This is a genomic window from Kibdelosporangium philippinense (assembly GCF_021390435.2).
In the GTDB taxonomy this organism is placed as follows: domain Bacteria; phylum Actinomycetota; class Actinomycetes; order Mycobacteriales; family Pseudonocardiaceae; genus Kibdelosporangium; species Kibdelosporangium philippinense.
The window spans coordinates 453,264-478,486 of sequence record NZ_JAJVCN010000002.1; the positions used below are offsets into that span (position 1 = coordinate 453,264).

A 25,223-nucleotide genomic window follows, 5' to 3' on the forward strand; every position below is an offset into this window, starting at 1 on the left:
GCCAACGCTACTTCACCCATTCACCGCGGGCCATCACACCGGTCGGCCGCAGCTCGGCGTCCAGCAGGACGAAGTCGGCGGCCAGCCCGGCGGTCAGCGATCCGGTTTCCTCGCCCAGTCCGAGCAGCGCGGCAGGCCTGGTCGCGCACGCGGTGACCGCCTCGCGAATGGTGAGCCCGCAGCCCTGCACCAGGTTGCGGAAAGCCGCGTCCATGGTCAGCGTGCTGCCCGCCAGCGAACCGCCACCGGCGATCCGAGGGACGCCGTCGATCACTGTGACCTCGAGCCCGCCGACGTCGTAGACGCCGTCGCCGACCCCGGCTGCCGCGATCGCGTCGGTGATCAGCACGGTCCGGCCGGGTCCGGCGTGCCGTGCGGCCAGCCGTACCACGGTCGGGTGAACATGGACGAGGTCGACGATCAGTTCGACCGTGATGCGCGGGTCGTCGAGCAACGCGCCAATTGGTCCGGGTTCGCGGTGGTGCAGCGGCCGCATGCCGTTGAACAGATGCGTGGCCACGGTCGCGCCAGCGTCGATCGCTGGAAGCACGGTCGCCTCGGTCGCGTCCGTATGGCCGATCGCCGCGATCACGCCGTTGTCCACGAGCGTGCGTACCGCGTTGACGGCTCCTTCGAGCTCGGGCGCGATGGTGATCATGCTGATCGCGCCGTCGCCAGCGGCCAGCAGTTTGCGGATCGACGAGGGGTCCGGCGGGACGAGAATCGCCGGGTCGTGCGCGCCGCAGCGAGCCGCGGACAGGAACGGGCCTTCGAGGTGGATACCGGCGAGCAGGCCCTCCTGGACCATCTCGGACAGCGCCGCGACCTGGTTGACCAGCTCGGGAACCGGCCGGGAGACCAGCGAGGCCAGCATCGTCGTGGTGCCGTGCCTGCGATGGGCCTCGACCGCGGTGCCCACTCGCAACGGGTCGGTGTCGGTGAACGCCTCGCCCCCGCCACCGTGACAGTGGATGTCCACGAAACCGGGCACAACCCATGCGCCGGCCACATCCGTCACGGGGGCGCCGGACTGCTCTGGGTAACCCGGACCGAGCGCGGCGATGGTGCCGTTCTCGACTTCCAGCCACCCGGGATCGAGGACGCCGTCGGGCGTCACGACCTTGCCCCCGCTGATCACCAGGTGAGTCATGCTGACGATGATGGGTCATAGACCCGCGATTGGTCTATACCAACATGCGAGCGTCACTCGCCCGCACGAGTACGAATGGCCTGTGCACAGGCGCAATCCCGTCAGGCGGGACCCGCCATAATTTTCTGCAGCGCGTCCAGCGCACGCGACGCCGTGGACTTCACGGTGCCCTTGGAGATGCCTGCCGCGTCGGCGATCTCGGCTTCGGACAAACCGCCGTAATACCGCAGAACCAGCACTTCACGTTGGCGCGGCGGCAACTGGGAAAGCGCCTGGACCACGGCCTGGTGCTCGGCCGTGAGCATCGCCAGGCTCTCGGCAGAACGCGCGTTCACCGCGTGCGGCGGCGTGTAGTCACGGGCGGTCTTGCGGCGACGCAGCACACTGCGCGACCCATTGACCACGGCGGTACGCAAGTAGCCGACTGCTGCCGCGCCGTCACGCAGATTGGACCAATGCCGGTGCAGCCCGGTGAAGGCCTCCTGCACCACGTCCTCGGCCGTCGCGGGCTCGTCGACCAGCAGCAGAGCCAGCCGGACCAGCCGCATCCGGTGCATCCGGTACAGGTCTTCCAGCGTCAGCCGGGCCGGTGCCTCGGCGATCGAGCCGCCGTCGAGCGCGCGCAGCCGGGTGAGGGTGCTCTCCACGCTGCGTTCCGCGTTCTGCTCCGGGCTCGGCCACATCGGAGCGCCACCCTGGAATTGTTGCGACGGCTGGTTGCCGCCGAAGTTGTCGCCGTGACCTGTCACGACGTTGAGGGTATCGGTCAGACCGCTTCCTCACAGCGTCTGATCAAGCACAACCTTGAGGGTAGTGGCGCGTCTCGAAACGTTCGCCGGGTTTCTCGACGGCCCAGCTTCCCGCTGGACGCACCGGCCAAAGGCGCCGGTACAACCCGGTACAGGCACCTTCGTCCGGCACGCCCAGCGAAAACCTGGATCCGCCGAATAACCCAGCAACGTTCCGAGACACACCACTAGAGTTCCGATCATGGCTTGGTACACCGCTGATGTCACCTACACCACCGACCGGGACAAGCTCGACGCCGTGCGCCCGGCACACCGCGACTACCTGCGTGGACTCGTGGATCGGGGCCTAGTCGTCGCCGCCGGGCCATTCGCCGACGACCTCGGCGGGTTCGTGGTCTACCAGGTCGAGGACCGAGTCCAATTGGACAAGCTCCTCGCCGAGGACCCGTACTCGACCGACGGCGTCGTGGCCAAGCGGGAAGTCCGGGAGTGGAACATCAGGATGGGGTCCTGGCTGCCCAAGACTCAGTAAGTACCACCGAGTTTCCGGTGATCCCAGCTGACCACCTTGGTCGGCCGGAACACCAGGCCGACGCGTTTCTGTGCCTGCAGCCGGATGAACTGCGCGGCGGCCGTGACCACGTCGTCGTTGCCACCGGACATCTTGCCGAGCAGGTCGGTGCCGATCCGCACGATCTGCTCGGTGTCCTCGATGATCTCGACATCGCATTCGAGCGACACGCCCTGCAGCTCCTCATAGGACACACCGGTCTCCACCAGGACCGTCGCCTGCGCCAGCCTGCGCAGGTTCGCGACCTTCTGTGACGTGCCGTAAGTCCACGTGGCGATGCCGTCCCCGTCCGGGATGTAGAACACCGGCACCAGGTGCGGGCGGCCTTTCGGGCCAATCGTGGCGACGTTGGCCACCCTGCCCGCGGCGAGGTACGCGCGCACCTCGTCGGGCGTCATCTTGATCTGCTCGCGGCGCGACATGGCGTTGATCTAACTACTTACGCGCGTCCAGGTCAGCCCGCGCGCCGGGGCCGACGATGCTGGCTTCCTTGCTGCCACGCTTGGCGATGTCCTCGATCGCGGCCTTGTCGACCTCCCCGATGAACCGCCTGGTGGACAGCTCGACCAGGCGCGGCAGGAGCGCGCGGATCAGCTTGATCGCGCCGACCCAGCCGGGCACGTGGATCGCCCGCGACCGCTTCGCGATGCCCTCGCTGATCAGGTCGATCGCGACCGACAGCGGGTACGTCTTGCCCGCTAGGCCGGGCGCGCTCGCTCGCAGCGAGCCGAACACCGGGTGCTTGTCGGCGCTGTTGACCATGTCCGTGGCGATCCAGGTCGGATGTGCGACGCCGACGTCCACACCGAGGTGTTTGACCTCGGCACGCAGGCTGTTGGCGAATGCCTCGACACCGGCTTTGGCCGCGCTGTACGCCGCATTGCCGGGGATGTGCAGGATCGCGGCGGCCGACGAGACGAGCAGCGCGTAGCCACGTCGTTCGATCAGGTGCGGCAGGCAGACGCGGGTCGTGCGCCAGACGCCGAGCAGGTCCACCTCGATCACGCGCTCGAACGCGGCCCGGTCGATCGACCTGGCGAAACCCGTCGCCGCGATGCCCGCGTTGGCCACCATGATGTCGATCCCGCCGAAGTGTTCGACCACGTCATCGACGGTTTTCTCGAGCGCGTCCCAGCTGGTCACGTCGGCTTCCCAGAACGCGGCATCGGGCCCGCAGTCCGCGGCCACCCGCTTGAGCTCCTCGGGCTCAAGGCCGACCAGCGCGACCTTGGCGCCTTGCTGGGCGAGGCGTTTGGCCAGGCCCGCGCCGATCCCGCGGGCGGCTCCAGTGATCAGGACGACTTTGCCTCGCACGCTCGCCACTGGGGCCTCCTCACCTCGGTCCGCTGACCCGACCGTACAGTAACCTACCGCCAGTAAGCTACTGGCAGTCAGGAAGAGGCTTGGTCGAGTTTCGCCAGCTCCTCGGGGCTCAGGTCAAGCGTCACGGACTGAATCAGCGTGGGCAGCTGCTCCGGCGTGCGCGCGCCAGCGAGCGGTGCGATGACGTTCGGCTGGTACCGCAGCCACGCCAGCGCCGCACTGCCGACCGGCACGTTGTGTGCGGCCGAGATTTCGTCCAATGCGGACAGAATGGCCTTGCCGCGATCGTCGTAGTACTTCTGCGCCAGCTGGGTACGGACGCTGCCGCCGCCGTCGCCTTCCCGGCCGCGGTACTTGCCGCTCAGGAATCCGTGCGCCAGTGCGAGATACGGGAACACGGCCAGGTTCTCCTCGGCAGCGATTGGCGCGTACTCGGACTCGTAACGCTTGCACTCCACCAAGTTGTACTCCGGCTGCAGCGCGACATATCGTGCCAGACCGTCCTTGTCGGACGCTGCCAGTGACTGCTTTATCCGTTCACCGCTGAGGTTTGACGCGCCGACGTACCGGACTTTGCCCTCCTGGACCAGTTCGGTCAGCGCGCCGACGGTCTCTTCGACCGGAATCTCCGGCTCGTCGAAGTGTGCCCAGTACAAGTCGATCCGGTCGGTGCCAAGCCGTTTGAGCGATGGTTCGGCCGCGGCTTTCACGACCGGGCCGGACAGGCCTTTGAACTCCGGGTGCGCGCCGACCTTGGTGGAAATCACGATGTCGTCGCGGTTTCCCCGTGCGGCCAGCCATTAGCCGATGACCGTTTCGGACTCACCACCGACATGTCCTGGCGCCCACGCCGAATAACTGTCGGCAGTGTCGAGAAAGTTGCCGCCCGCCTCGGCGTAGCGGTCCATGATCTCGAACGACGCCGCTTGGTCCGCGGTGAACCCGAAAACGTTCGTGCCCAGGTTGAGTGGATAGACGTCGAGGTCCGTCCCGGCAATGTTCGTCATGCGTCGAACATAGCCCAGGGACTCACCTGATGTCGGCCACCGCATCGGCGAGCTTGCGCCGAACCACATTCTGCTGCTTGCGGTCGAGTACGTCAGTGGCGAGCGCGAGGGACTGCTCGTACAAGGAGATTGCCCGATCGGGCTGTCCCGCAGCGAGATACGTGTCACCGAGGTCGCTGAGCAGTTCGCTCTCCGCACCGCGATCGCCGATCTCGCGCTTGAGCGCGAGTGCTCGCCAGTGCTGGTCGAGTGCCTCCTGGTACCGGCCCGTTTGCCGGTAGAACGCACCAAAGTAGACACGGACGCAGCTGTCCACCCACTTCTCGCCCATCTCGTCGACGACGGCGGCGGCATGGCCGTAGGTTTCCATCGCCTTGTCTTCCTTGCCAGCCAAGGCGTACGCGCCAGCGAGATGGGTCAGTACGATCGCCTCGGTCCACTGCTCGCCGGTCTCGCGCAAAAGCGGCAGGGCCTGCTCGTAGTGGTGCACAGCCTCGTCAAGGTCTCCCCGAAACGCGTTGATCAGACCGAAACGGTGCAGAGCCTTTCCTTCACCTCGCCGGTTTCCGGCTGCGCGGAACAGTTCCATCGCCCGGCGCCAGTGCTCGATCGCCTCGTCGAAGCGCCCGACCCGCCAGCACGCGCCACCGAGGCTGTGCAGTGTTTCGGCCTCTGCGGCGTGATCGCCGAGCTGCCGGGCGGCGGCGAGAGCGACCTGATGGGTGGCGATCCAGTCGTGCGTGTAGCCACGGAGGAACGAGAAGTACCAGACCATGTGCGGGATCTGCCACGCGTGGGCAAGCCGGTCGTGTTCTGCCGCGAACGTGGTCGCGGCGGTGAGGTTGTCCCGTTCCGTTTCCAGCCAGGACAATGCTACGTCATAACTGTCCAAATCAGGTGTGTGCGGCGGTTGCCACGTGACATGTACGGCCATCCGGTATCCACGGGGGTGGATCCGCCGCGCGGCGAGTTCTGCGGTGTGCAGGAAGTAGTCGAGCAGCCGGGCAACGGCTGGCTCTTCGTCCTCAGTGGACACCAACGCTCTCGCATGCCGGCGAACCAGATCGTGGAACCGGAATCGCCCCGGTTCGTTCTGCTGCAGGAGATGGACGTCAACCAGATCCTCAAGCACCTGCTCCACAGTGTCAAGGTCGATACCGGTCACCGCCGCGGCAAGGTGTGCACCGAAATCCGGACCGGCATGCAAGCCCATCAACCGAAACACGCGTTGCTGTTCGGTAGTGAGGTACCGATAGGACAGTTCGAAAGCCGCGGCGACACTGCGATCCCCCGCGGCGAGCGGACGGCTTTCCCGCAGACGTTGTGCCAGATGCTGGATGGACCACGCCGGCCTGCTGCGCAACCGCGCACCGGCGATACGGATCGCCAACGGCAGATAACCGCACAGGCGCACAATTTCCTTGGCCACATCGGCTTCGGCTGCCGGACGTGCGTCTCCCACAATGCGACTGAACATGGCAAGGGCCTCGTCTGGCGGCAACTCCCCGAGCGTGACAGTGCGGACGTCGTCGAGATCGACGAGCCGACGACGGCTGGTGATCAAGGTCAGGCACCCCACGCCGCCAGGCAGCAGCGGGCGAACCTGTGCCGCGTCGGCCGCATTGTCCAGCACCACAAGCACTCGGCGGTCAGCCAATTCCGCACGCCACAATGCCGCCCGATCCTCCACCCGGTTCGGGATCCGGTCCGCGGGCACTCCGAGCGCGCCAAGCAAAGCATCGAGAGCGTCGCCGGGCGGTGTTGGTTCCTGGCCTGCGGTGTGCGCGTGCAGTTCGATGAACAGTTGCCCGTCGGCGTAGTGCTCGGCCAACCGATGCGCCGCGTGCACCGCGAGCGCGGTCTTGCCTGCCCCGGCCATCCCGTCGATCGTCGAGACGATCACGGTCTCGTGCTGGGACAAGTCGTCGAGCATCCGCCGCAGTTCGGATTCGCGGCCGGTGAAGTCGGTGATGTCCCTTGGCAGAGTGTTGCGCCGCTGCCTTGCCTGCCGCACAGCGAGGCTGGGATCGCCCAACAGGATCCGTTGGTGGAGATCCTGCAGGTCCTGGCCTGGCTCGATGCCGAGACTGTCGATCAAGGTCCGTCGCGCGTCCTGGAAAGCGAGCAGCGCGTCGGCCTGCTGCCCGGCCCGGAACAGCGCCAGCATCAGCTGTCCGCGCAGACCCTCCCGCAACGGATGCTCGGCGATCAGGGCACCAAGCTCGGGGACGAGCTCGGCATGCGTGCCCATCGCGAGATCCGCGCCGATCCGGTCCTCGACGGCGGCCAGGTGTTCCTGGTGCAGCCTGGTCGCGTTGGCCTCGGCGAAGGCGCCGGGCACGCCGTCCAATACGCGCCCTCGCCACAGCTTCAGCCCCGCGTGCAACTCCTGCGCCGCCGTTGCTGGCTGATCCGCGGCTCGTCCGCGCTCGACGTGGGCGCGGAACCTGGCGAGATCCAGCTCGCCGGGCTCGACGTGCAGCCGGTATCCGGAGGGCAGGCTGATCAGGCGTTCGCCTGCCCCAGCCGCATCGAGGACTCGTCGCAGCCGCGACACCAGCGTGTAGAGCGCCCCCGGACCTGTGGCGGGCGGGTCGTCGCCCCAGATGGCGTCGATCAGCTGATCCACCGGGACGACTCGGTCGGCCTGCAGCAGCAATGCGGACAACAGCACATGCTGCCGATCGCCGCGCGGCTGTGCCAACCCGTCCGGGCCCTGTATCTCGGGTGGTCCGAGGATCCGAAACTCCACCGAACCCAGGTTATCCGGTAACCGAATACGGGAATGTTCGTCGTCCATCGAACGTATCTGTTTGTGGCAGGGTCGTCGTGTGCCTATCGGAGGATGGAACATGCAGCTGGGCAAGGTCGGTATCTGGACGGGGACGCCCTTGTGGGCCGAGCGGCCGCAACGGGCCGCTGAAATCGAGGAACTCGGGTTCGGTGCGCTCTGGCTCGGCGGTTCGCCAACCGGTGACCTGCGGATCGCGGAGTCGCTGCTGGACGCGACGACCACGCTGAAGATCGCCACCGGGATCGTCAACGTCTGGACGACCGAGGCATGGGAGGTCGCCGAGTCGTACCGGCGGATCGAGGCGAGGCACCCCGGCCGCTTCCTGCTCGGCGTCGGTGCCGGCCACAAACTGTTCAACTCCGGCTACGAGAAGCCGTACACCAAGCTCGTGTCCTATTTGGACGAACTGGACACCGGTGGGGTGCCCGCGTCGGGTCGTGCGCTGGCCGCGTTGGGCCCCAAGGTGTTGACCCTCGCGGCCGAGCGCACCCTCGGCGCGCACCCGTACTTCGTTCCGGTCGAGCACACCAGGCAGGCCCGCAAGACCCTGGGTGACGGGCCGCTCCTCGCGCCGGAGATCGCGGTCGTGCTCGAACCGGACCGCGAGGTCGCCGCGGACATCATCCGCGAGTACACAAGCCTCTACCTGCAGCTGACCAACTACACCAACAACCTCCTGCGCCTGGGGTTCACCGAGGAGGACTTCGTCGACGGCGGCAGTCAGCGGCTGATCGACGCGTTGATCCCGCAAGGCATCGACAACATCGTCGCCGCGGTCGCGCAGCACCACGAAGCAGGCGCGGACCACGTCAACATCCAGGTGCTCACGGTCGACAAATCCCTCGACATGGACGCAATCCGCACCTTGGGCAAAGCCCTAGCGTGACGTGTGCGGGCGAAACGCGGGCCGGTCGCCGCGGTTGCGCCGGGATCGCAACCAGGCCAGCCGGTGCTGCGTCTCCGCGTGATGGTCGGTGATGGTCACCCGGGCGGTGTCGAACGAATGCAGCACCGCCCGGTTGAGCTCCAGAGTCGCGCGGTCCCGCCACAGGGTCCGGTCGGTTGAGGTGTCCAGGCCTAGTTGGATGGCCACCGGATGCAACATGGCATACGCCGAGTCGTCGGCGAGGCTGCGTGTGCCGATGTCGGTGCCCACGAACCACGTGTTGAACGGCGCCGCCGGATAGTCGACCCCGCCGATCCGCAGGCGCATGTTCGTGATCACCGGCACGGCTGGCCAGCGCAGCCCGAGGTCGGCGAACCACGGCAGGTCCGGGTGGGTCAGCGGGACCTCGTGGACCACCTCACGCGGGATCTTGTACGGCTGCGGATCCTGCATGCCCGTACTGACGACCAACGGCAGATGGTCGAACGCGGTCCGGATCGCGGGCGGCTGCCAGCCGAGAGCCTCGACGGACTCGGTGAATTCGGCGTTGCGCGCGTCGCCCATGTCCGGGTATCCGGCGTAGCTGACCAACTGGGCGTTCCAGATCCGTGGGCCGGGCGCGTCGGGCCGGTCCGGGGCGAACACCGTGACGAGTGGCTGGATCTTGCCACCGTTCGTGGCCAGCCTGAGGTGCTCGAAGCACTGGGCCGCGACGGCCGAGGCCTTGTGGATGCCGCGCAGATCGCGGACTTTCAGCCGTCGCCACGGCAGGCCACTCGTGCACCAGCCGCTGTCACGCAGCGCGACCCTGGCGCCGTAACACAGTTCCTGATGGGTGTGCCGGTAGGTGCCGGTCTCCGCGATTTCCGCCCGCACCTCAGCCAGCCGGTGGCGCACAGCGCCCGCCTCGGGATGCGCGTCGTGGAACATCCGCAGGAAGTCCTCCGCCGCGGCGAAGGTGACCGGACCGCCGGTGATCGTTTCGTTATAAAGGGCGGTCACGGGCCAGAAATCTACGTGCTGACCAGGGTCTGCCGACACTGCCAGACGGGTCAGAAGCCCCGGTCAGCCAATCGAGCGACCCAGACACCCACAGTGACCCGCTCGGCAGTGTGGAAGATCGACTTGATTCCCCCTATGCGGTGACATCCACGCCTTTCCAGAACGCCACGTGGTCCTTGATCTGCGCCGCAGCCTCGAACGGCTGCGTGTAGTACCACGCGGCGTCGGTGTTCTGCGCGCCGTCGACCGACAACGTGTAGTAGCTGGCGGTGCCCTTCCAGTGGCATGCCGACGTGGTCTCGGATGGCTGCAAGTACTGCTGGTTCACTGAATCGATCGGGAAATAGTGGTTCCCCTCCACGACCACCGTGTTGTCACTCTCCGCTATGACCGTTCCATTCCACCGTGCTATCGCCATAGCGCCAGTTAACGCCTCGTAGGATTCGGCTGCAAAGGCATCCCAGCCCCGAGGAGGACGAGACCGATGCCCATCGCCACACCCGAGGTCTATGCGGAGATGCTGGATCGGGCCAAGCAGAACGAGTTCGCTTACCCGGCCATCAACGTCACGTCCTCGGAGACCCTGAACGCGGCACTGCGTGGTTTCGCCGAGGCGCAGAGCGACGGCATCATCCAGGTGTCAACCGGTGGCGCCGAGTTCGCGTCCGGCACCAAGGTGAAGGACATGGTCACCGGCGCGGTCGCGCTGGCGGAGTTCGCGCACGTGGTAGCCGACCGCTACCCCGTGAACATCGCGCTGCACACCGACCACTGCCCGAAGGACAAGCTGGACGGCTTCGTCCGGCCGCTGATCGAGATCAGCAAGCAGCGCGTGGCCAAGGGCCAGAACCCGCTGTTCCAGTCGCACATGTGGGACGGATCGGCCGTGCCGATCGACGAGAACCTGAAGATCGCGGCGGAGCTGCTGTCGCAGACCGTCGAGGCGAACATCATCCTCGAGGTCGAGATCGGCGTGGTCGGCGGCGAGGAAGACGGCGTCGCCAACGAGATCAACGACAAGCTCTACACCTCGGAAGAGGACTACCTCAAGACGATCGACGCCCTCGGCGCCGGTGAGCGCGGCCGCTACCTGCTCGCCGCGACCTTCGGCAACGTGCACGGCGTGTACAAGCCGGGCAACGTGAAGCTGCGTCCCGAGGTGCTCAAGCGTGGCCAGGAAGTCGCGGCGCAGAAGCTCGGCCGCCCGGCCGACGCCAAGCCGTTCGAGCTGGTCTTCCACGGCGGCTCGGGCTCGGAGCTCTCGGAGATCCACGAGGCCCTGTCGTACGGCGTGGTGAAGATGAACATCGACACCGACACGCAGTACGCGTTCACGCGCCCGGTCGTCGACCACTTCTTCAAGAACTACGACGGCGTGCTGAAGATCGACGGCGAGGTCGGCAACAAGAAGACCTACGACCCGCGCAGCTACCTGAAGAAGGCAGAGGTCGGCATGGCCGACCGGATCATCGAAGCCTGCCAGCACCTGAAGTCGGCCGGCCGCATGATCGCCGGCTGACCAAGCACCACCCACAGAAGCCCGCGCCCCAACCAAGGCGCGGGCTTCTTCACGCCGTGTCCACCGTTCCTGAAGACCGTGTCCACCATTCCGGCACACCGAAATGCACATTCCGTGCGCGGGCTTCGACCGGAGTGCCACATTGGGTGGCTGATGTCGAGCGGTCGCCGGGTGGCCACCGCGATAACATCCACCCGATAGCCGTCACCCGATCGAGCGGGTGAACTTTGTTGCCGCCAGCCGCGACTGCGGCCAAGGTGCTGGGGCGTGATGCCCAAACGCGTAGTCGCTGTCGTTGTTCTCGCTTGTCTCGCTCTCGCCACCCTCGGGGCTCTGGCTGGCTTGCTGAGCTGATTGGATGGGGTCATGCAGAACAACCTGCTTGGCCCAGAACCGACATTGCTGCCCGAGCGTGCCGAGCAGCAGGCCGCCATCGAGTCAGGGAAAGACGCCGCCGAGGTCGCCGCCCAGTGGCCGGACTTCAGTGAAGCCTGGGCTGTTCTCGCCGAGCAGGCCCTCGACAAGGGCGAGGCGGTCGCGGCCTACGCCTACGCCCGCACCGGCTACCACCGCGGCCTTGACCAGTTGCGGCGCAACGGCTGGAAGGGTTTCGGGCCCGTGCCGTGGAGCCACCGGCCCAACCAGGGTTTCCTGAGGGCGCTGGCAGCCTTGGGAAAGGCCGCCAACGCCATCGGTGAGACCGAGGAGTACGACCGGGTCCGCAAGTTCATCGAGGACTCCGACCCAGCCGCCCCCGGGATCTAGCGAGGGCCTGTTGAACGCCGCGAAGGCAAGAAGACCTTCACGGCATTTCAGCAGCGGTCGAGCATCGTGTTCAGCGCGGCCTTCTCCGCCGAGTTCACGGTCAGCACCCACTTGTGCTTCGAGCCGATCCACATCCTGGCGTAGGTGCACCAGTAGCCCGTGGCTGGCGGCTTCCACGCCTCCGGTGACTTGTCGCCCTTGGCCTGGTTGACGTCGTCGGTCACGGCGATCAGCTGCGGGCCGGACAGGTCGTTGGCGAACTGCTGGCGCTTGGCCGTCGTCCACGACCGCGCTCCGGTCCGCCATGCGTTGGCGAGCGGGATGATGTGGTCGATGTCGACGTCCGACGCGGCTGTCCACGTGGCGCCGTCGTATGGGCTGAACCAGCGGCCTGACGTGGCGGCGCACGACGAGTCGACGACGACGTTCGTGCCGTCCCGCTTCAGCACCTGCTCTCTGGTGTTGCAGGTGCCGGAAACGGTGGACCAGTGCGGGAAGAGATCGCGGCTGTAGCCGGTCATCGTCCCGTCGGCGGCCACCTGCAAGGAGTTCAGCTGCGTGCGTGCGGTGGCTGCGCTGGGAATGCCTGGCGGGGTCGCCGACGCCACCACGACCATTCCGAGCAACAGGGCGACGACGAGCAGCAGGGTCCGTAAGGCATGTTTGGCGAACATGTCACCTCCGTGACAAAGCAGGGTCGATCGACCGTGACTCACGGAGATGGCGTGGGCAATACGTCTGGGTGACGCCAGTACTACTGATGCCGTAACTCGGACTCGACCACGGCGCGCATCAGCCGTGCCGTCTGATCGGCGATCTCGGCCGCTGAACAGGGACGATCATGCGTCAGCCACCACGTGATCGACTGGACCGCGATGGCGCCGAGGACGGTCGGGACCAAATGATTGCCATCTTTCCCAGTCAGGCCTTGTAGAGCCGTTCGTATGCGGCGATGTGCTCGAAGAACGCGACCCAGCGCTGCTCAAAGTCAGATGAGGCCGCGCGCGACCCGCAGGTCTGAGGTGTGCCGGTACCAAGTCCAGCGCTCTGTCTGCCGAGGGTGCGGGACGCCGTCCTTGACCGGGGTCACGGGCAGGCTGCCGAGCTGAAACGCACGCCCACGGAACTCGCTGACGCGCTTGCCGAGCAACCCCCGGCGGATCACACGGACGACTAGCCCGTCGCGGCCAGAAGGATCGGGCGTGACCTCGATGCCGCTGGCCGCGCCACGCAGGGCGGTCGTGTCGTCGCAGTAGCCGACCCCGCGAGTTGGCCCGATCTTGCCGAGTCCGACGAGCACGCCTCCGGCGTCGTCACGCAGCAGCGGGACCGGGTCGACTTCGCCGTGCAGAGCTACCTCGACCGGGTTCGACGGCAGGTTCCAGAGGTCCGCCACGGCCGACTCACCAACCGGCACGAATCCGATAGTGACGGAATCGACGAGTTCTTTCCGCACCAGCCGGAGAGTGACGGCGGCGAGGTCCGCGTCCGTCCCGACGACCACCAGACGGCGTCCGGAAAGGCCCGCGAGCAGGGGATCTATGTCCGGGCGGGCCGGGATCGCCGGTACCGGCCGGATCTCGACGTCATCACGCTCGGTCAACGACGTCAACCAACCGTGTCCGGCCGAATCGCCGCAGGCCAGTACGAGTGCACCCACGCTGAGCTCCTGGTCTAGTCTCACTTACCGGCATTTCGCACGCCCGAATCCACCCTGGAGTTTCACATGCCGGCCATCGTGGTCATCGGCGCCCAATGGGGCGACGAAGGTAAAGGCAAGGCAACCGACCTGTTCGGTGACCGCGTCCAGTGGGTCGTCCGCTACCAAGGCGGCAACAACGCAGGGCACACCGTGGTTCTTCCCGACGGGCAGAACTTCGCGCTGCACCTGATCCCCTCAGGCATCCTCAGCCCGAACGTCAACAACGTGATCGGCAACGGGGTCGTTGTGGATCCGGGTGTGCTGCTCGACGAGCTCTCCGGGCTGGAGAACCGCGGTGTGGACACCAGCAGGCTGCTGATCTCCGCGGACGCGCACTTGATCATGCCGTATCACGTGGCCATCGATAAGGTCACCGAGCGGTACCTGGGCAAGGCCAAGATCGGCACGACCGGCCGGGGCATCGGGCCGTGCTACCAGGACAAGGTCGCCAGGGTCGGCGTGCGGGTGCAGGACCTGCTCGACGAGAAGATCATGCGCCAGAAGGTCGACGCGGCACTGGACTTCAAGAACCAGGTGCTGGTCAAGGTCTACAACCACCGTGCGCTTGACCCGAACCAGGTCGTGGACACCGTCCTTGAGCAGGGCAGCAAGTTCCTCAGCCGGATCGCCGACACGCGTCTGCTGCTCAACCAGGCGCTTGAGCGTGGCGAGAACGTGCTGCTGGAGGGCTCGCAGGGCACCCTGCTGGACGTCGACCACGGCACGTACCCGTTCGTCACGTCCTCGAACCCGACTTCCGGTGGCGCCAGCGCGGGTTCGGGCATCGGCCCGACCCGGATCACGACCGTGATCGGCATCCTGAAGGCGTACACCACGCGCGTCGGCTCCGGGCCGTTCCCGACCGAACTGACCGACGAGGTGGGCGAGAACCTGCGCAAGCAGGGCGGCGAATTCGGTGTCACCACCGGACGTTCGCGGCGCACCGGCTGGTTCGACGCGGTCATCGCGCGTTACGCGCAGCGGGTCAACGGCATCACCGACTACTTCCTCACCAAGTTGGACATTCTGTCTGGTTTGGACACTGTGCCGATCTGTGTCGGGTACGAAGTGGATGGCCGACGGCTCGATGACATGCCGATGACGCAGACCGACGTGCACCACGCCATCCCGGTGTACGAGGAGATGCCGGGTTGGTGGGAGGACATCAGCGAATGCCGGCAGTTCGAGGAACTCCCGGCAAACGCGCGCGCCTACGTCGAGCGGTTGGAAGAGCTGTCGGGCGCCAGGGTTTCGGCGATCGGCGTCGGCCCCGGCCGCGACCAGACGATCGTCCGCCACGAAATGGTGCGCTGACAAGGCACGTTCACCATCTGGGAAGCGTTGACCACCGGCTGACCGGCTGAGAACACTCGGAGCCCATGAGCTCCGTCGTGATCCAGCCGGTGGCCGCCCAACCCGTTGCGGCGCCGCCGAAGAAGCGGCGCCGCAAAGTCCCTGACCTCCGCAGGTGGATCAGTCCACTTGCGATAGTCGTACTCTGGCAGCTGGCCAGCGGTACCGGCGTGCTGCCGCCGGACAAACTCAGCTCGCCGTGGACGGTCCTGCAGTCGGCCGTCGAACTGGCGCAATCGGGCGAACTGGGCGAAGCGTTCGTCGTCTCGTTGCGCCGCGTGGCCATCGGTTTCGTGCTCGGCGCCGTCATCGGCCTGACCCTCGGTGTGATCTCCGGGCTGTCGAAGTGGGGCCAGGCCCTGGTCGACCCGCCCGTGCAGATGCTGCGCACGCTGCCGTTCCTCGGCCTGATCCCGTTGTTCATCCTGTGGTTCGGCATCGGCGAGGAACCCAAGATCGCCCTGGTCACGCTGGGTGTCGCGTTTCCCTTGTACCTCAACGTGCATTCCGGCATCCGGAACACCGAGCCGCAGCTGATCGAGGCGACAACGGCCTTGGGGTTCACCCGGACCGAGCGCCTGTGGCACGTCGTTCTGCCGTCCGCGATCCCGCAAACCCTTGTCGGCGTAAGGCAATCGCTGGGTATCGCCTGGCTTTCACTGATCGTCGGTGAACAGGTCAACGCGGACGCGGGCCTCGGTTATCTGATCAACAACGCCCGCGACTTCCTGCGTACCGACGTGATCGTGGTCGGCCTTGTCGTGTACGCGATCCTCGGCCTGGTCACGGACGCCTTGGTGCGGCTGCTGGAAAGGAGGGCGCTGGCATGGCGGGCGTGACGGTACGCGGGCTGACCAAGCGCTTCGGTACAAGAACCGTGCTAGACGGGCTGGACCTGGACATCGCGCCGGGCGAGTTCGTGGCCTTGTTGGGGCACAGCGGTTCCGGCAAATCGACCTTGCTCAGGGTGCTCGCCGGGCTTGACCGTGAAGTCGAGGGTGAAGCGCATGTCGACGGCACGGTTTCGGTGGCGTTCCAGCAACCTCGGCTGTTGCCGTGGCGCCGGGTCTGGCGAAACATTGTGCTGGGACTGCACAAACCGGACGCTGGGCGCGACTTGGCCTTGAAAGCTCTCGATGAGGTGCGCCTCGCCGATCATGCGGACAAGTGGCCGCGGACCTTGTCCGGGGGTGAAGCGCAGCGCGTTTCCCTTGCCAGAGCATTGGTTCGAGAGCCTGATCTGCTGCTGCTCGACGAGCCGTTCGCAGCGTTGGACGCGTTGACAAGGTTGGCGATGCATCGCCTGGTTCGTGACCTGTGGCGGGCACATCAGCCTTCGGTCCTGCTGGTGACGCACGACGTGGACGAGGCTTTGCGCCTGGCGCAGCGGCTGCTTGTGTTGTCCGGTGGCCAGATCGTCAGTGAGTACGAGCCCGGTCCGGGCGTCCGCCAGCGAATCCTCGCCGACCTTGGAGTGAGTGAGAATGCGACTGCGTAACGGAATTCTGGCTATCGCGCTGTTCGGCTTAGCCGCGTGCGGTCAGGGCACGCCTGTGTCGACCGGGCCGGTTGACCTCGCCAATGTCGTGCTCAAGATCGGCGACCAGAAGGGCGGCTCAAAGACCTTGCTGACCACGGCAGGGCTGGACAAGACGCCGTACAAGATCGAATGGTCCACGTTCTCATCCGGCCCGCCGCTGCTGGAGGCGGCGTCGGCTGGTGGGATCGACATCGGCGCGGTCGGCAACACTCCGCCGATCTTCGCGGCCGCGGCCAAGGCGAAGATCGCGATCGTCAGCTCCAGCAAGGGCAACGTCGAAAGTGACGCGTTGCTGGTGCCGCAGGGGTCGTCGCTGCGCGCGATCGAAGACCTGCGCGGCAAGAGCATCGCGGTGGCCAAGGGCAGTTCGGCGCACGGCCAGATCCTGCTGACACTGAAGAAAGCCGGTCTGTCCACTCAGGACGTCAAGCTGAACTTCCTGCAACCGGCCGACGCGTACGCGGCGTTCACACAGAAGCGCGTCGACGCGTGGGCGATCTGGGATCCGTATACCTCACAGGCGAAACTGGAGGCAGGTGCCCAGGTGCTCACCGACGGCCGCGGGGTTGCCAACGGCTACACCTTCCAGGTCGCCGGGCAGGCGGCATTGGCCGATCCTGGAAAGAACGCGGCGATCAAGGACTACGTGACCCGGATCGCCAAGGCGCAGAAGTGGTCGGACGCGCACCGCGAGGACTGGGCAAAGGCATGGGCGGCGGAAACGGGCCTGCCCGTCAACGTGACACTGGCGGCGACCGCGCAAGGACCGGATCTGCCGGTCCCGTTGGACGACACAGTCATCGGTTCTGAACAGGAACTGACCAACGCCTTCACCGACGACAAGGTCCTGCCGTCCACAGTAGATTTCGCTGGCTTCGTGGACAAACGCTACGCGGCCGATCTCGGGAGCGTCCAATGAGCATCACACTGCACTGGTTCCTGCCAACCTCCGGCGACGGCAGGACGATCGTGGAACGCTTCCACGCCAACCGTTCCCTCGGCGCGCCAGCGCAACGCCCGGCGGATATCGACTACCTAGCGCAGGTCGCACGCGCTGCCGAACAACTCGGCTTCACGGGCGTGCTCACCCCGACCGGGACCTGGTGCGAGGACGCGTGGCTGACGACCGCGGCGCTGATCGCGCACACGTCCCGCCTGAAGTTCCTTGTCGCCTTCCGGCCCGGTGTCATCTCGCCGACGTTGGCCGCGCAGATGGCGGCCACGTACCAACGGATCTCCAACGGACGGCTCCTGCTCAACGTGGTGACCGGCGGCGATGCCATTGAGCAGCAACGATTCGGCGACTGGCACGACCACGACCAGCGCTACGCGCGCACCGCGGAATTCCTGGAGATCGTGCGCGGCGTGTGGTCGGGCAAGCCGTTCGACTTCGATGGCGCGCACTACCGGGTCGCGGGCGCGACCGTGCTCGCCCCGCCGGATCCCTTGCCAGAGATCTACTTCGGCGGCTCGTCGGCTGCCGCATTGCCCGTCGCCGCGAAGGCTGCGGACGTGTACCTGACGTGGGGCGAACCGCCAGCCCAGGTCGCGGCGAAGATCGCGGCCGTGCGGGCGTTGACCGACCGGCCGCTGCGGTTCGGTGTCCGGCTGCACACCATTTCCCGTGACACGTCCGAGGAAGCCTGGGCAGAGGCGGGCAAGCTGTTCGACGCGCTCGACCCGGCACAGGTCGCCAAGGCCCAAGCGCAGCTGGCCGCGAGTGAATCCGTTGGGCAGCAACGAATGGTCGAGCTGCACAAGGGCGCGCTGGACAAGGGCGTGCGTGGCCTGGAGATCCACCCAGGCCTGTGGGCGGGCATCGGCTTGGTGCGTGGCGGCGCCGGAACGGCGTTGGTCGGCAGCCATTCCGAGGTCGCCGACCTGATTGCCGAGTACCACGCGATCGGCATCACCGAGTTCGTCCTGTCCGGCTACCCGCACCTGGAAGAGGCCTACTGGTTCGGCGAAGGCGTGCGGCCGGAGCTGGCCAGGCGCGGCCTACTCGTCCCTGGCGAGGCGAGCCTCCTCCAGGTCTAGTTCACGCAGCACCCGGCGGAGGACTTCATCGTCGATCTCGCGGGCGTCCCGCGCGGCGATGAAGACCTCCCGCTCGGCCTCCACCATCACCCGGCGCAGCCGCCGATGCGCGGCGGCCGGGCTTTCGGTTTCCTGGCGGCCAAGCCGTTCCCACGCCGCGTTGCCGCGCATCTCGGCCAGGTTGCGCAGCCGTTCCACGATGTAGTCGGGGGCTGCGTGGTCGTTGATCGCTGCGTCGAGGCGAGTCACCGAGACCTCGGCCGCGCGGTGCTGGACCTGCGCCTCGGCCAGGTTGTCGGACTGCTGCTCGTCTCCGCGTACCCCGAGCTTCCTGATCAGTACCGGCAACGTGAGACCTTGCAACAACAGCGTGCCGACCGTGATCACGAACGCGCAGAACAAAACCATGTCCCGGCCGGGCATATTCGGCGGAATGGCGGCAGCGGCGGCCAACGACACGACGCCGCGCATTCCCGCCCACGAGACCACGACCACACCACGCCAACCAGGATCGGCTTCGCGTTCCCTGGTCTTCTTGAACATGAACCTGGGCAGATAGGTCGCCGGGAACATCCAGACGAACCGGATCGCGATCGTGACAACCAGCAGGATCGCCGCGGTCAAGCCAATGTGCACAGTGATCTGCGACGTGATCACCGACGGCAGCTGCAGGCCGATCAGCGCGAACACCAGCGATTCCAGCAACATGTCCACCGACCGCCAGACCGCGGTCTCCTGCAGCCGGGTCGCGTAACCCGCTCGTGGCGAGTTGTGGCCGAGGTACAAGCCAGCGACGACCACAGCAAGCACACCGGACACGTGAACCGACTCGGCCAGCAAGTACGTTCCGAACGGCACAAGCATGCCAAGGGCACTTTCCAGCACGCCGTCGCCGATCCGCATCCGAACCCAGTGCACGACGACACCGAGTACGTACCCGATCACGATCCCGCCAAGCGCGCTGACGATGAACGCGACCACGCTGTTGCCGAACGAGACCGCTGCCGTGCCAGTCGCCGCGGCGACCGCGACCCGGAACGCCGTCAGCGCGCTCGCGTCGTTGGCCAGGCTCTCGCCCGCCAGGATCGTCATGGTCCGTCGCGGCAACCCCAGCCTGCGTCCAATGGAGACGGCCGCAACAGCGTCTGGAGGCGCCACCACGGCCCCGAGGACGAACGCGGCGGCCAGGGACAGCCCAGGGATGAGCCAGTGCGCCACGAACCCGACCACGGCCATCGTGGCGAGAACCAGCCCGACCGACAGCAGGCCGATCGGCTTGAGGTTCGCCTTGATGTTCAGATACGAGCTGTCCAGCGCGGCCGAGTACAGCAGCGGCGGCAGGACCAGCAGCAAGATCAGCTCGGGGTCCATCTCGAACGCGGGCATGCCGGGGATGAACGACACCGCGAGACCCACCGCGACCAGCAGCAAGGGCGCCGACCAGTTCAATCGTCGCGCCAGCGTGGCGACTGCGAGCGAACCCGCCAGCAGCAGGAGCAAGTCAGTTCCGTGCAAGTTCTCACCCCCGGGTGTCATTCCGGTCCATCCAGCGTTGAATCTCACCATGAGCTGTACGCACGTTGCCGAACTGCCGCCCGAACCCGAGGTCGACTGCGTCTCCGGCTGCGCCGAGTGCATCGAACTCGGCGAGACGGGCTGGGTCCACCTCCGCAAATGCCTGACCTGCGGGCACGTAGCCTGCTGCGACTCGAGCCCCTACCGGCACGCGACCGGCCACTTCCACAAAGACGGCCACCCAGTAATGCGCTCGTACGAACCCGGCGAAGCCTGGCGCTGGTGCTACGTAGACAACAAGCTGGTCTAACCCCAGAGCCCCCTCGCGTGTGCACGCGCGTGTTCGCGTGTCCACCGGCTCCGTCATGGTGTGTTGAACGCGCGAGCGGCGCACGGGGAGAAGCAACCAGGCTGGAAGCGAGTCGAGCAGTTTGACACACCGTGACGGAACGGTGGACACGCGCCAGGGCGCTGCAATGCCAGACACCGTCCGGTGGAAGCCCCGACTTTTACGGCCCGGCGATACCGACAGGCCCGGCCCCGTTGCTGGCTTCGCGGTCCAGCCGGGTTGGCTGGGGTGATCTTCCGCGTGTCCGCCCCACCGGCACGGCGAGTCAAACTGCTCGACTCGCTTTCGGCCTGCTTGCTCGCCACCGTGCGCCGCTCGCGCGTTCAACACGCCATGCCGGAGCGGCAGACACGCGCGGGCACCCGTCGCTGACTCCCCGCCTGTTCGCTACCGCTCACGGCGATACGTCATTGTGCTACCGGGTGCACGCCGCACATTCCAGGCCCAACCCTTCATCCCCTCAACCAAGGTCGGCACACCGCCCAACCCGCACGCAAGGTGGGGTAAACCTTGGGCTCGCACACGGTGGGTATGCTGCCCGAGCTCTCGACCAAGGTGGGGTAAACCTTGGGCTCGGACACGGTGGGTATGCTGCCCGAGCTCTCGACCAAGGTGGGGTAACCCTTTGTTTGCATGCGAGGTCGGTTTGGTGCCCTACCCCGCACATTGGCGGGGTAGGGCTCTCTCGCGCAGGTGTTGGGTTAATGGCCCGTGGCTTTGCGTGCTTCGACTCCGGTGTCCGTGTTGTCCGTGAAGATCCCGTCGATTCCGGTCGCGAAGAACTTCTCGAACTCGCCGATCGCGTTGCCGTACTCCGCCGCCACCGCGGACGAGCGGAAGTCAGCTGGCAGGAAGCTGTTCTCGTTGCGGAAGGTGTACGGGACCACCTTCAGGCCCGCCTTGTGCGAGTCACTGACCAATGAGGTCGGCGCCTGCAGGAACCCTGCCGCGTCCCGGGGGATGATCTGGGCCTTCTCCGGGCCGAGCCAGTCGGCGTACTTCGCGACCTCACGCAGGCCAGCCGGGCTGACGATGTCCGCGTACGTGCGCTTGTCGCCCTTGGCGATGAAGTCGTAGGGCGCTCCCGTGGCGCTGGTCAGCTGCACCAGCTGGACCCGCAGCGAGCGGTTGAGCGAGACCAGGTTGCTGACCTCGAAGGACTGCACCACGACCTTGGCCTGTGGCTTGTTCAGACCGTTTCGGTCGAGTGTGCGGATCAGGGCAGGCTCCAGCGGCTTGCCGATCGACTGGAAGTACGTCGGGTGCTTGGTCTCCGGGGCGATCCCGATGTCCCGCTTGAGCTCCCAGGACAAGCGCTTGGTCAGGTCGATGACCTCCTGGAAGGTCGGCACCTCGAAACGCTTGTTGTAGATCGTGTTGCGCTGGCGGATGTCCGGGATCCGCTCGGTCGCCCGCAGCGTCTTCAGTTCGGCGAGGGTGAAGTCCTCGGTGAACCAGCCGGTCAGCGGGCTGCCGTCGATGATCTTGGTGGTCTTGCGGCCGGTGAACTCGGGGTGCGAGGCGACGTCGGTCGTACCGCCGATCTCGTTCTCGTGCCGGGCGACAAGCACGCCGTCCTTGGTCGACACCAGGTCCGGCTCGATGTAGTCCGCGCCCATCCGGGCGGCAAGCTCGTACGAGGCCAGTGTGTGCTCTGGCCGGTAGCCAGAGGCGCCGCGGTGGCCGAAGATCAGCGGTTTGGCCTGCTCACCCCCACCGCGCGAGTCCTGGTCCGCGGCCGCCGAGCCCACCAGGGCGACCAGCGCGAACCCCGACAACGCCAGTGCGGCGAGTCGCTTACCCATCACGTGCCTCCTTGTTGAAACGAAGTGCGTGGACGCTACATCCGGTTGTCGTCCGGCAACCGATCTGAAGGTGAACATCTCGGGTGGGAGTCAATCTTGTGGCCAGCGCCACGTCACGGGGTAACGTGCCTCTACCTTTGTCGGGAAAAGACCAGTTCGGGAGAGTTTGAGTGACGGTCGGCCCCAGGCCAGATGTCGATGAGATCGTCGGCGCGCACGATGAGGAACGCCCCGCGCGCAAGCTGTCCCCGCGCTGGGAGCGGGCGCTGTGGATCATCGGCGCCGGCGTCGCGCTCTTGGTGCTCAAGCAGGTCTTCCTGCCGTTCGACCAGGGCAACCAGTACTACCTGGTGATCTTCCTCGCGGTCACGCTGCCGCTCGTCTTCCTGTCATACCGGCCGGGTGGCCGCAAGGCCAAGGAAGAAGACGACCCCGGCGTGATCGACTGGGTACTGTCCGCGATCACCCTGGTGGTCGCGCTTTACCCGCTGCTGACCGGGTTCGACGACTTCCTCGACCGGCAAGGCCAGTTGTCCACTGTGGACGTACTGGCCGGTGCGGTGCTGTTGCTGCTGATCCTTGAGGCCACCCGGCGAACCACCGGGTTGATCCTGCCGATCATCTGCCTTGTCTTCCTCGCGTACGCCTACTATGGCGGGTTTCTGCCACAGAGCTGGGCGATCTCGCACGCGGGAATGAACTTCGACGAGATCATCAGCGCGCTGTACGACCCGAGCAACGGCTTCTACGGCACGCCGCTCGACGTCGCGGCCACGTACATCGTGCTGTTCACGATCTACGGCGCCGTGCTCGCCAACTCGGGCGCGGGCAACTTCTTCGTCGACTTCAGCTTCGCGTTGTTCCGTAAGTCCAGGACCGCTCCGGGCCGGACCACCGCGCTGTCGGGATTCCTGCTCGGCACGGTCTCCGGTTCGGGCACCGCGACCACGGTCACGCTCGGCGCGATCACCTGGCCGATCCTGAAGAAAGCCGGGTATCCCAAGGAAAACGCGGGTGGTTTGCTTGCCGCGTCCGGCATCGGCGCGATCCTGTCGCCGCCGACGCTCGGTGCGGCCGCGTTCATCATCGCCGAGTACTTGGAAACGTCCTACCTGACGGTTCTCCTCTGGGCGATCATCCCGACTTTGCTGTACTACCTGGGGATTGTGTTCGCGGTCGAAGCCGATGCCCGTCGCTTCGGGGCGCATTCGGTGGACGTCGACACACCGAAAGCCTGGACGGTCCTGGTCAAGGGCGGATACCACTTCGCCTCGCTGGCGATCATCGTGGTGTTCCTGGCGTTGGACATCCCGCCGTTCTCCGCAGTGGTTTACGCGTCCGGTGTCGCGGCTTTGTTCTCGTTGGCCACCAAGCTTTTCGGGTCCGTCAAGCGTGCCGCTGTCATCGCCTGGCTGAAGGAACTCGTCGACTCGCTGGCCGAAGGTATTCGTGGGGCGCTGCCGGTGATCGCGGTGTGTGCCGCGGCTGGCGTGATCACCTCGACGATCACCAAGACCGGTTTGGGCCAGGTGCTCGCGGACGCGTTGGTCAAGGCCGCGAACTCCTTGTCGGACAACCCAACCGTTGTGCTCGCATGCACGGTTGTGTTCTGTGCCTTGGCAGTGTGCGTGCTCGGCCTCGCGGTTCCGGTCACGGCTTCGTTCATCATCTCGTGGGTGGTGATCGGTCCCGCGCTGATCACGTTGGGCGTGCAGCCCGCCGAGACCGCGATGTTCATCTTCTACTACGCGGTGCTTTCCGAGGTCACGCCGCCGACCGCGCTCGCCGCCGTCGCCGCGTCGGCCATCACCGGCGGCGCCGTGATCAAGACCATGTGGCAGACGTGGAAGTACACGCTGCCCGCTTTCCTTGTGCCGCTTGCGTTCGTGCTGACCGACAACGGATCCGCCTTGCTGATGCAGGGTTCGTTCCTCGATGTTGTCTGGGTGACGGCCGTTTCGGCGCTCGGTGTCGCTGTGCTCGCCGTCGTCACGACCGGTTGGCTGATAGGTCCGACGAAGCTTGCGGTACGGATCTTGTGCGTGCCAGCGGCGTTGTTGTTGCTGTATCTCCAGCCACTTTCCATCGCGATCGGCGCGGGCTTCGCCGTTGCCGCCCTCGTCGTACACCTGATCTTGCGGAACAAGGACAAAGAGGAGATCGACAGTGCGTAGGACACTGATTGGCGTACTGGGACTCGCGCTGGTGGCCACCGGCTGCGGCGGCAAGCGGGAGGACGCCCCCACGGCTCAGCAGCCCGCCAACGGCGCGTGTGAGGCGGCGGACGGCCGCGTGACCATCGCCACCGGCAACGTCGGCGGCGTGTACTACGTCCTTGGCGGCGGCCTTGCCCAGGTGATCAGCAACAACTCCAAGCTGAAGGCGACCGCGGCGGACACCGGCGCGTCCGTGCAGAACATCCAGCAGCTCGGCGACAAGACCTACGACATCGCCTTCTCGCTGGCCGACACCGCGGCCGACGCGGTGGAAGGCAAGTCCGCGTTCGAGGGCAAACCGCAGAAAGTCCAGGCACTGGCCCGGATCTACTCGAACTACACGCAGGTGCTCGTGCGGACCGACAGCGGCATCAACAGCGTCGTGGACTTCCGTGGCAAGCGGATCTCCACCGGCTCGCCGAAGTCCGGCACCGAGGTGATCGCCAACCGCCTGCTGCAGGCCGCGGGCCTGAAGGACGCGGATCTGTCGCCGCAGCGGCTCGCGCTGCGCCAGACCGTCGACGGCATGAAGGAAGGCAAGATCGACGGACTGGTCTGGTCCGGCGGCCTGCCGACGCCCGAGATCACGGACCTGACCACCTCCATGGGCGACAAAGTGAAGTTCATCGACATCACCCCGCAGCTGGGTGCGCTCAAGCAGCTCAACTCGGTCTACGACCAGGGCACCATCCCGGCCGCGACCTACAAGCAGCCCGCGGACGTGCCGACCATCGTCGTGCCGAACCTGCTGCTCGTCCGGGACGACTTCCCGGCCGCGAACGCGTGCGCGATCACCAAGCTGATCTTCGACAAGAAGGCGGATTTGGAAAAGACTCACCCGTCGGCAAAGGACATCACCAAAGAAACGGCCGTCAAGACCGATCCAGTACCACTCCACCCGGGTGCGAAGCAGGCCCTCGGCGTGAGCTGAACCGAGCGC

Annotated in this window: 23 protein-coding genes and 2 pseudogenes; 12 read left to right on the forward strand and 13 right to left on the reverse strand. The window is 66.3% G+C overall.

Going from position 1 to position 25,223, the window contains the following annotated elements:
• Positions 1–7: 7 nt before the first annotated feature.
• The gene (gene nagA / locus LWC34_RS20945; protein ID WP_233726863.1) at positions 8–1,150 is read right to left on the reverse strand and encodes an N-acetylglucosamine-6-phosphate deacetylase; all 1,143 of its coding nucleotides are present in this window, start codon (positions 1,148–1,150) and stop codon (positions 8–10) included.
• Between the two features lie 101 nt (positions 1,151–1,251).
• Positions 1,252–1,833, reverse strand: coding sequence for a SigE family RNA polymerase sigma factor (locus LWC34_RS20950; RefSeq protein ID WP_233728794.1), 582 nt, complete (start codon positions 1,831–1,833; stop codon positions 1,252–1,254).
• Positions 1,834–2,140: 307 nt separating this feature from the next.
• On the opposite strand from LWC34_RS20950, the gene LWC34_RS20955 reads away from it, so the two are divergent.
• On the forward strand, positions 2,141–2,431 hold the full coding sequence (locus LWC34_RS20955; protein WP_233726864.1) for a YciI family protein: 291 nt from the start codon (positions 2,141–2,143) through the stop codon (positions 2,429–2,431).
• Here LWC34_RS20955 and LWC34_RS20960 read toward each other — a convergent pair.
• From LWC34_RS20960 to LWC34_RS20975, 4 genes and pseudogenes are all read right to left on the reverse strand, one after another.
• Positions 2,425–2,892, reverse strand: a complete 468-nt coding sequence (locus tag LWC34_RS20960) for a pyridoxamine 5'-phosphate oxidase family protein (RefSeq protein WP_233726866.1) — start codon at positions 2,890–2,892, stop codon at positions 2,425–2,427. The genes LWC34_RS20955 and LWC34_RS20960 overlap by 7 nt on opposite strands.
• Before the next feature lie 13 nt (positions 2,893–2,905).
• Positions 2,906–3,793 (reverse strand): SDR family oxidoreductase, encoded by an 888-nt coding sequence (locus LWC34_RS20965; RefSeq protein ID WP_233726867.1) that lies wholly within the window; start codon positions 3,791–3,793, stop codon positions 2,906–2,908.
• A gap of 68 nt (positions 3,794–3,861) precedes the next feature.
• A pseudogene (locus LWC34_RS20970) lies at positions 3,862–4,800 on the reverse strand (aldo/keto reductase).
• 22 nt (positions 4,801–4,822) lie between these two features.
• Complete coding sequence (locus LWC34_RS20975) at positions 4,823–7,552, reverse strand: AfsR/SARP family transcriptional regulator (RefSeq protein ID WP_233726868.1); 2,730 nt, start codon at positions 7,550–7,552, stop codon at positions 4,823–4,825.
• Positions 7,553–7,652: 100 nt separating this feature from the next.
• Here LWC34_RS20975 and LWC34_RS20980 point away from each other — a divergent pair, with 100 nt between their 5' ends.
• Positions 7,653–8,480, forward strand: a complete 828-nt coding sequence (locus LWC34_RS20980) for an LLM class F420-dependent oxidoreductase (RefSeq protein ID WP_233726869.1) — start codon at positions 7,653–7,655, stop codon at positions 8,478–8,480.
• Here the strand turns inward: LWC34_RS20980 and LWC34_RS20985 are convergent.
• Positions 8,472–9,482: a nitric oxide synthase oxygenase gene (locus tag LWC34_RS20985; protein WP_233726871.1), complete on the reverse strand. Its 1,011-nt coding sequence runs from the start codon at positions 9,480–9,482 to the stop codon at positions 8,472–8,474. The two genes, LWC34_RS20980 and LWC34_RS20985, sit on opposite strands and share 9 nt — an antisense overlap.
• Before the next feature lie 133 nt (positions 9,483–9,615).
• Positions 9,616–9,900 (reverse strand): DUF427 domain-containing protein, encoded by a 285-nt coding sequence (locus LWC34_RS20990; RefSeq protein WP_233726873.1) that lies wholly within the window; start codon positions 9,898–9,900, stop codon positions 9,616–9,618.
• A 66-nt stretch (positions 9,901–9,966) separates the two neighbouring features.
• Between LWC34_RS20990 and fbaA the strand changes: the two genes are divergently transcribed.
• Positions 9,967–11,001: a class II fructose-bisphosphate aldolase gene (fbaA, locus tag LWC34_RS20995; protein WP_233726874.1), complete on the forward strand. Its 1,035-nt coding sequence runs from the start codon at positions 9,967–9,969 to the stop codon at positions 10,999–11,001.
• Positions 11,002–11,367: 366 nt separating this feature from the next.
• Positions 11,368–11,766, forward strand: a complete 399-nt coding sequence (locus LWC34_RS21000) for a DUF3151 domain-containing protein (protein ID WP_233726876.1) — start codon at positions 11,368–11,370, stop codon at positions 11,764–11,766.
• Positions 11,767–11,813: 47 nt separating this feature from the next.
• Here the strand turns inward: LWC34_RS21000 and LWC34_RS21005 are convergent, their stop codons facing one another.
• The 3 genes from LWC34_RS21005 to LWC34_RS21015 form a co-directional block, all read right to left on the reverse strand.
• Entirely contained in the window at positions 11,814–12,440 is a 627-nt protein-coding gene (locus tag LWC34_RS21005) for an HNH endonuclease family protein (RefSeq protein WP_233726877.1), read from the reverse strand.
• Positions 12,441–12,520: 80 nt separating this feature from the next.
• The gene (locus LWC34_RS21010; protein ID WP_233726878.1) at positions 12,521–12,667 is read right to left on the reverse strand and encodes a hypothetical protein; all 147 of its coding nucleotides are present in this window, start codon (positions 12,665–12,667) and stop codon (positions 12,521–12,523) included.
• An 87-nt stretch (positions 12,668–12,754) separates the two neighbouring features.
• Entirely contained in the window at positions 12,755–13,426 is a 672-nt protein-coding gene (locus LWC34_RS21015) for a hypothetical protein (protein WP_233726880.1), read from the reverse strand.
• A gap of 66 nt (positions 13,427–13,492) precedes the next feature.
• Here LWC34_RS21015 and LWC34_RS21020 point away from each other — a divergent pair, with 66 nt between their 5' ends.
• The 5 genes from LWC34_RS21020 (at position 13,493) to LWC34_RS21040 (ending at position 18,398) form a co-directional block, all read left to right on the forward strand.
• Positions 13,493–14,782, forward strand: coding sequence for an adenylosuccinate synthase (locus LWC34_RS21020; protein WP_233726881.1), 1,290 nt, complete (start codon positions 13,493–13,495; stop codon positions 14,780–14,782).
• Between the two features lie 65 nt (positions 14,783–14,847).
• Entirely contained in the window at positions 14,848–15,660 is an 813-nt protein-coding gene (locus LWC34_RS21025; protein WP_233726883.1) for an ABC transporter permease, read from the forward strand.
• The gene (locus tag LWC34_RS21030; RefSeq protein WP_233726884.1) at positions 15,648–16,319 is read left to right on the forward strand and encodes an ABC transporter ATP-binding protein; all 672 of its coding nucleotides are present in this window, start codon (positions 15,648–15,650) and stop codon (positions 16,317–16,319) included. The genes LWC34_RS21025 and LWC34_RS21030 overlap by 13 nt, the downstream gene beginning before the upstream one ends.
• Positions 16,306–17,280, forward strand: a complete 975-nt coding sequence (locus LWC34_RS21035) for an ABC transporter substrate-binding protein (protein WP_233728796.1) — start codon at positions 16,306–16,308, stop codon at positions 17,278–17,280. The genes LWC34_RS21030 and LWC34_RS21035 overlap by 14 nt, the downstream gene beginning before the upstream one ends.
• Positions 17,277–18,398, forward strand: coding sequence for an LLM class flavin-dependent oxidoreductase (locus tag LWC34_RS21040; protein WP_233726886.1), 1,122 nt, complete (start codon positions 17,277–17,279; stop codon positions 18,396–18,398). The genes LWC34_RS21035 and LWC34_RS21040 overlap by 4 nt, the downstream gene beginning before the upstream one ends.
• Here the strand turns inward: LWC34_RS21040 and LWC34_RS21045 are convergent.
• The gene (locus LWC34_RS21045; RefSeq protein ID WP_233726887.1) at positions 18,360–19,913 is read right to left on the reverse strand and encodes a Na+/H+ antiporter; all 1,554 of its coding nucleotides are present in this window, start codon (positions 19,911–19,913) and stop codon (positions 18,360–18,362) included. The two genes, LWC34_RS21040 and LWC34_RS21045, sit on opposite strands and share 39 nt — an antisense overlap.
• Before the next feature lie 106 nt (positions 19,914–20,019).
• Here LWC34_RS21045 and LWC34_RS21050 point away from each other — a divergent pair.
• A pseudogene (locus LWC34_RS21050) lies at positions 20,020–20,223 on the forward strand (UBP-type zinc finger domain-containing protein); the annotation flags it as partial.
• Positions 20,224–20,963: 740 nt separating this feature from the next.
• Here the strand turns inward: LWC34_RS21050 and LWC34_RS21055 are convergent.
• The gene (locus LWC34_RS21055) at positions 20,964–22,067 is read right to left on the reverse strand and encodes a glycerophosphodiester phosphodiesterase (protein ID WP_233726890.1); all 1,104 of its coding nucleotides are present in this window, start codon (positions 22,065–22,067) and stop codon (positions 20,964–20,966) included.
• 170 nt (positions 22,068–22,237) lie between these two features.
• Between LWC34_RS21055 and LWC34_RS21060 the strand changes: the two genes are divergently transcribed.
• Positions 22,238–24,241: a TRAP transporter permease gene (locus LWC34_RS21060; protein ID WP_233726891.1), complete on the forward strand. Its 2,004-nt coding sequence runs from the start codon at positions 22,238–22,240 to the stop codon at positions 24,239–24,241.
• Positions 24,234–25,214, forward strand: coding sequence for a TAXI family TRAP transporter solute-binding subunit (locus tag LWC34_RS21065; RefSeq protein WP_233726893.1), 981 nt, complete (start codon positions 24,234–24,236; stop codon positions 25,212–25,214). Before LWC34_RS21060 ends, LWC34_RS21065 begins: the two co-directional genes overlap by 8 nt.
• The last annotated feature ends 9 nt before the right edge of the window (positions 25,215–25,223 follow it).

What these genes read in the sequence shown, in the direction of transcription:
- nagA (WP_233726863.1), bottom strand. Translation starts at nt 1,150, where the DNA reads ATGACTCACCTGGTGATCAGCGGGGGCAAGGTCGTGACGCCCGACGGC.
- LWC34_RS20950 (WP_233728794.1), bottom strand. Translation starts at nt 1,833, where the DNA reads ATGTGGCCGAGCCCGGAGCAGAACGCGGAACGCAGCGTGGAGAGCACC.
- LWC34_RS20955 (WP_233726864.1), top strand. Translation starts at nt 2,141, where the DNA reads ATGGCTTGGTACACCGCTGATGTCACCTACACCACCGACCGGGACAAG.
- LWC34_RS20960 (WP_233726866.1), bottom strand. Translation starts at nt 2,892, where the DNA reads ATGTCGCGCCGCGAGCAGATCAAGATGACGCCCGACGAGGTGCGCGCG.
- LWC34_RS20980 (WP_233726869.1), top strand. Translation starts at nt 7,653, where the DNA reads ATGCAGCTGGGCAAGGTCGGTATCTGGACGGGGACGCCCTTGTGGGCC.
- LWC34_RS20990 (WP_233726873.1), bottom strand. Translation starts at nt 9,900, where the DNA reads ATGGCGATAGCACGGTGGAATGGAACGGTCATAGCGGAGAGTGACAAC.
- fbaA (WP_233726874.1), top strand. Translation starts at nt 9,967, where the DNA reads ATGCCCATCGCCACACCCGAGGTCTATGCGGAGATGCTGGATCGGGCC.
- LWC34_RS21000 (WP_233726876.1), top strand. Translation starts at nt 11,368, where the DNA reads ATGCAGAACAACCTGCTTGGCCCAGAACCGACATTGCTGCCCGAGCGT.
- LWC34_RS21005 (WP_233726877.1), bottom strand. Translation starts at nt 12,440, where the DNA reads ATGTTCGCCAAACATGCCTTACGGACCCTGCTGCTCGTCGTCGCCCTG.
- LWC34_RS21020 (WP_233726881.1), top strand. Translation starts at nt 13,493, where the DNA reads ATGCCGGCCATCGTGGTCATCGGCGCCCAATGGGGCGACGAAGGTAAA.
- LWC34_RS21025 (WP_233726883.1), top strand. Translation starts at nt 14,848, where the DNA reads ATGAGCTCCGTCGTGATCCAGCCGGTGGCCGCCCAACCCGTTGCGGCG.
- LWC34_RS21030 (WP_233726884.1), top strand. Translation starts at nt 15,648, where the DNA reads ATGGCGGGCGTGACGGTACGCGGGCTGACCAAGCGCTTCGGTACAAGA.
- LWC34_RS21035 (WP_233728796.1), top strand. Translation starts at nt 16,306, where the DNA reads ATGCGACTGCGTAACGGAATTCTGGCTATCGCGCTGTTCGGCTTAGCC.
- LWC34_RS21040 (WP_233726886.1), top strand. Translation starts at nt 17,277, where the DNA reads ATGAGCATCACACTGCACTGGTTCCTGCCAACCTCCGGCGACGGCAGG.
- LWC34_RS21055 (WP_233726890.1), bottom strand. Translation starts at nt 22,067, where the DNA reads ATGGGTAAGCGACTCGCCGCACTGGCGTTGTCGGGGTTCGCGCTGGTC.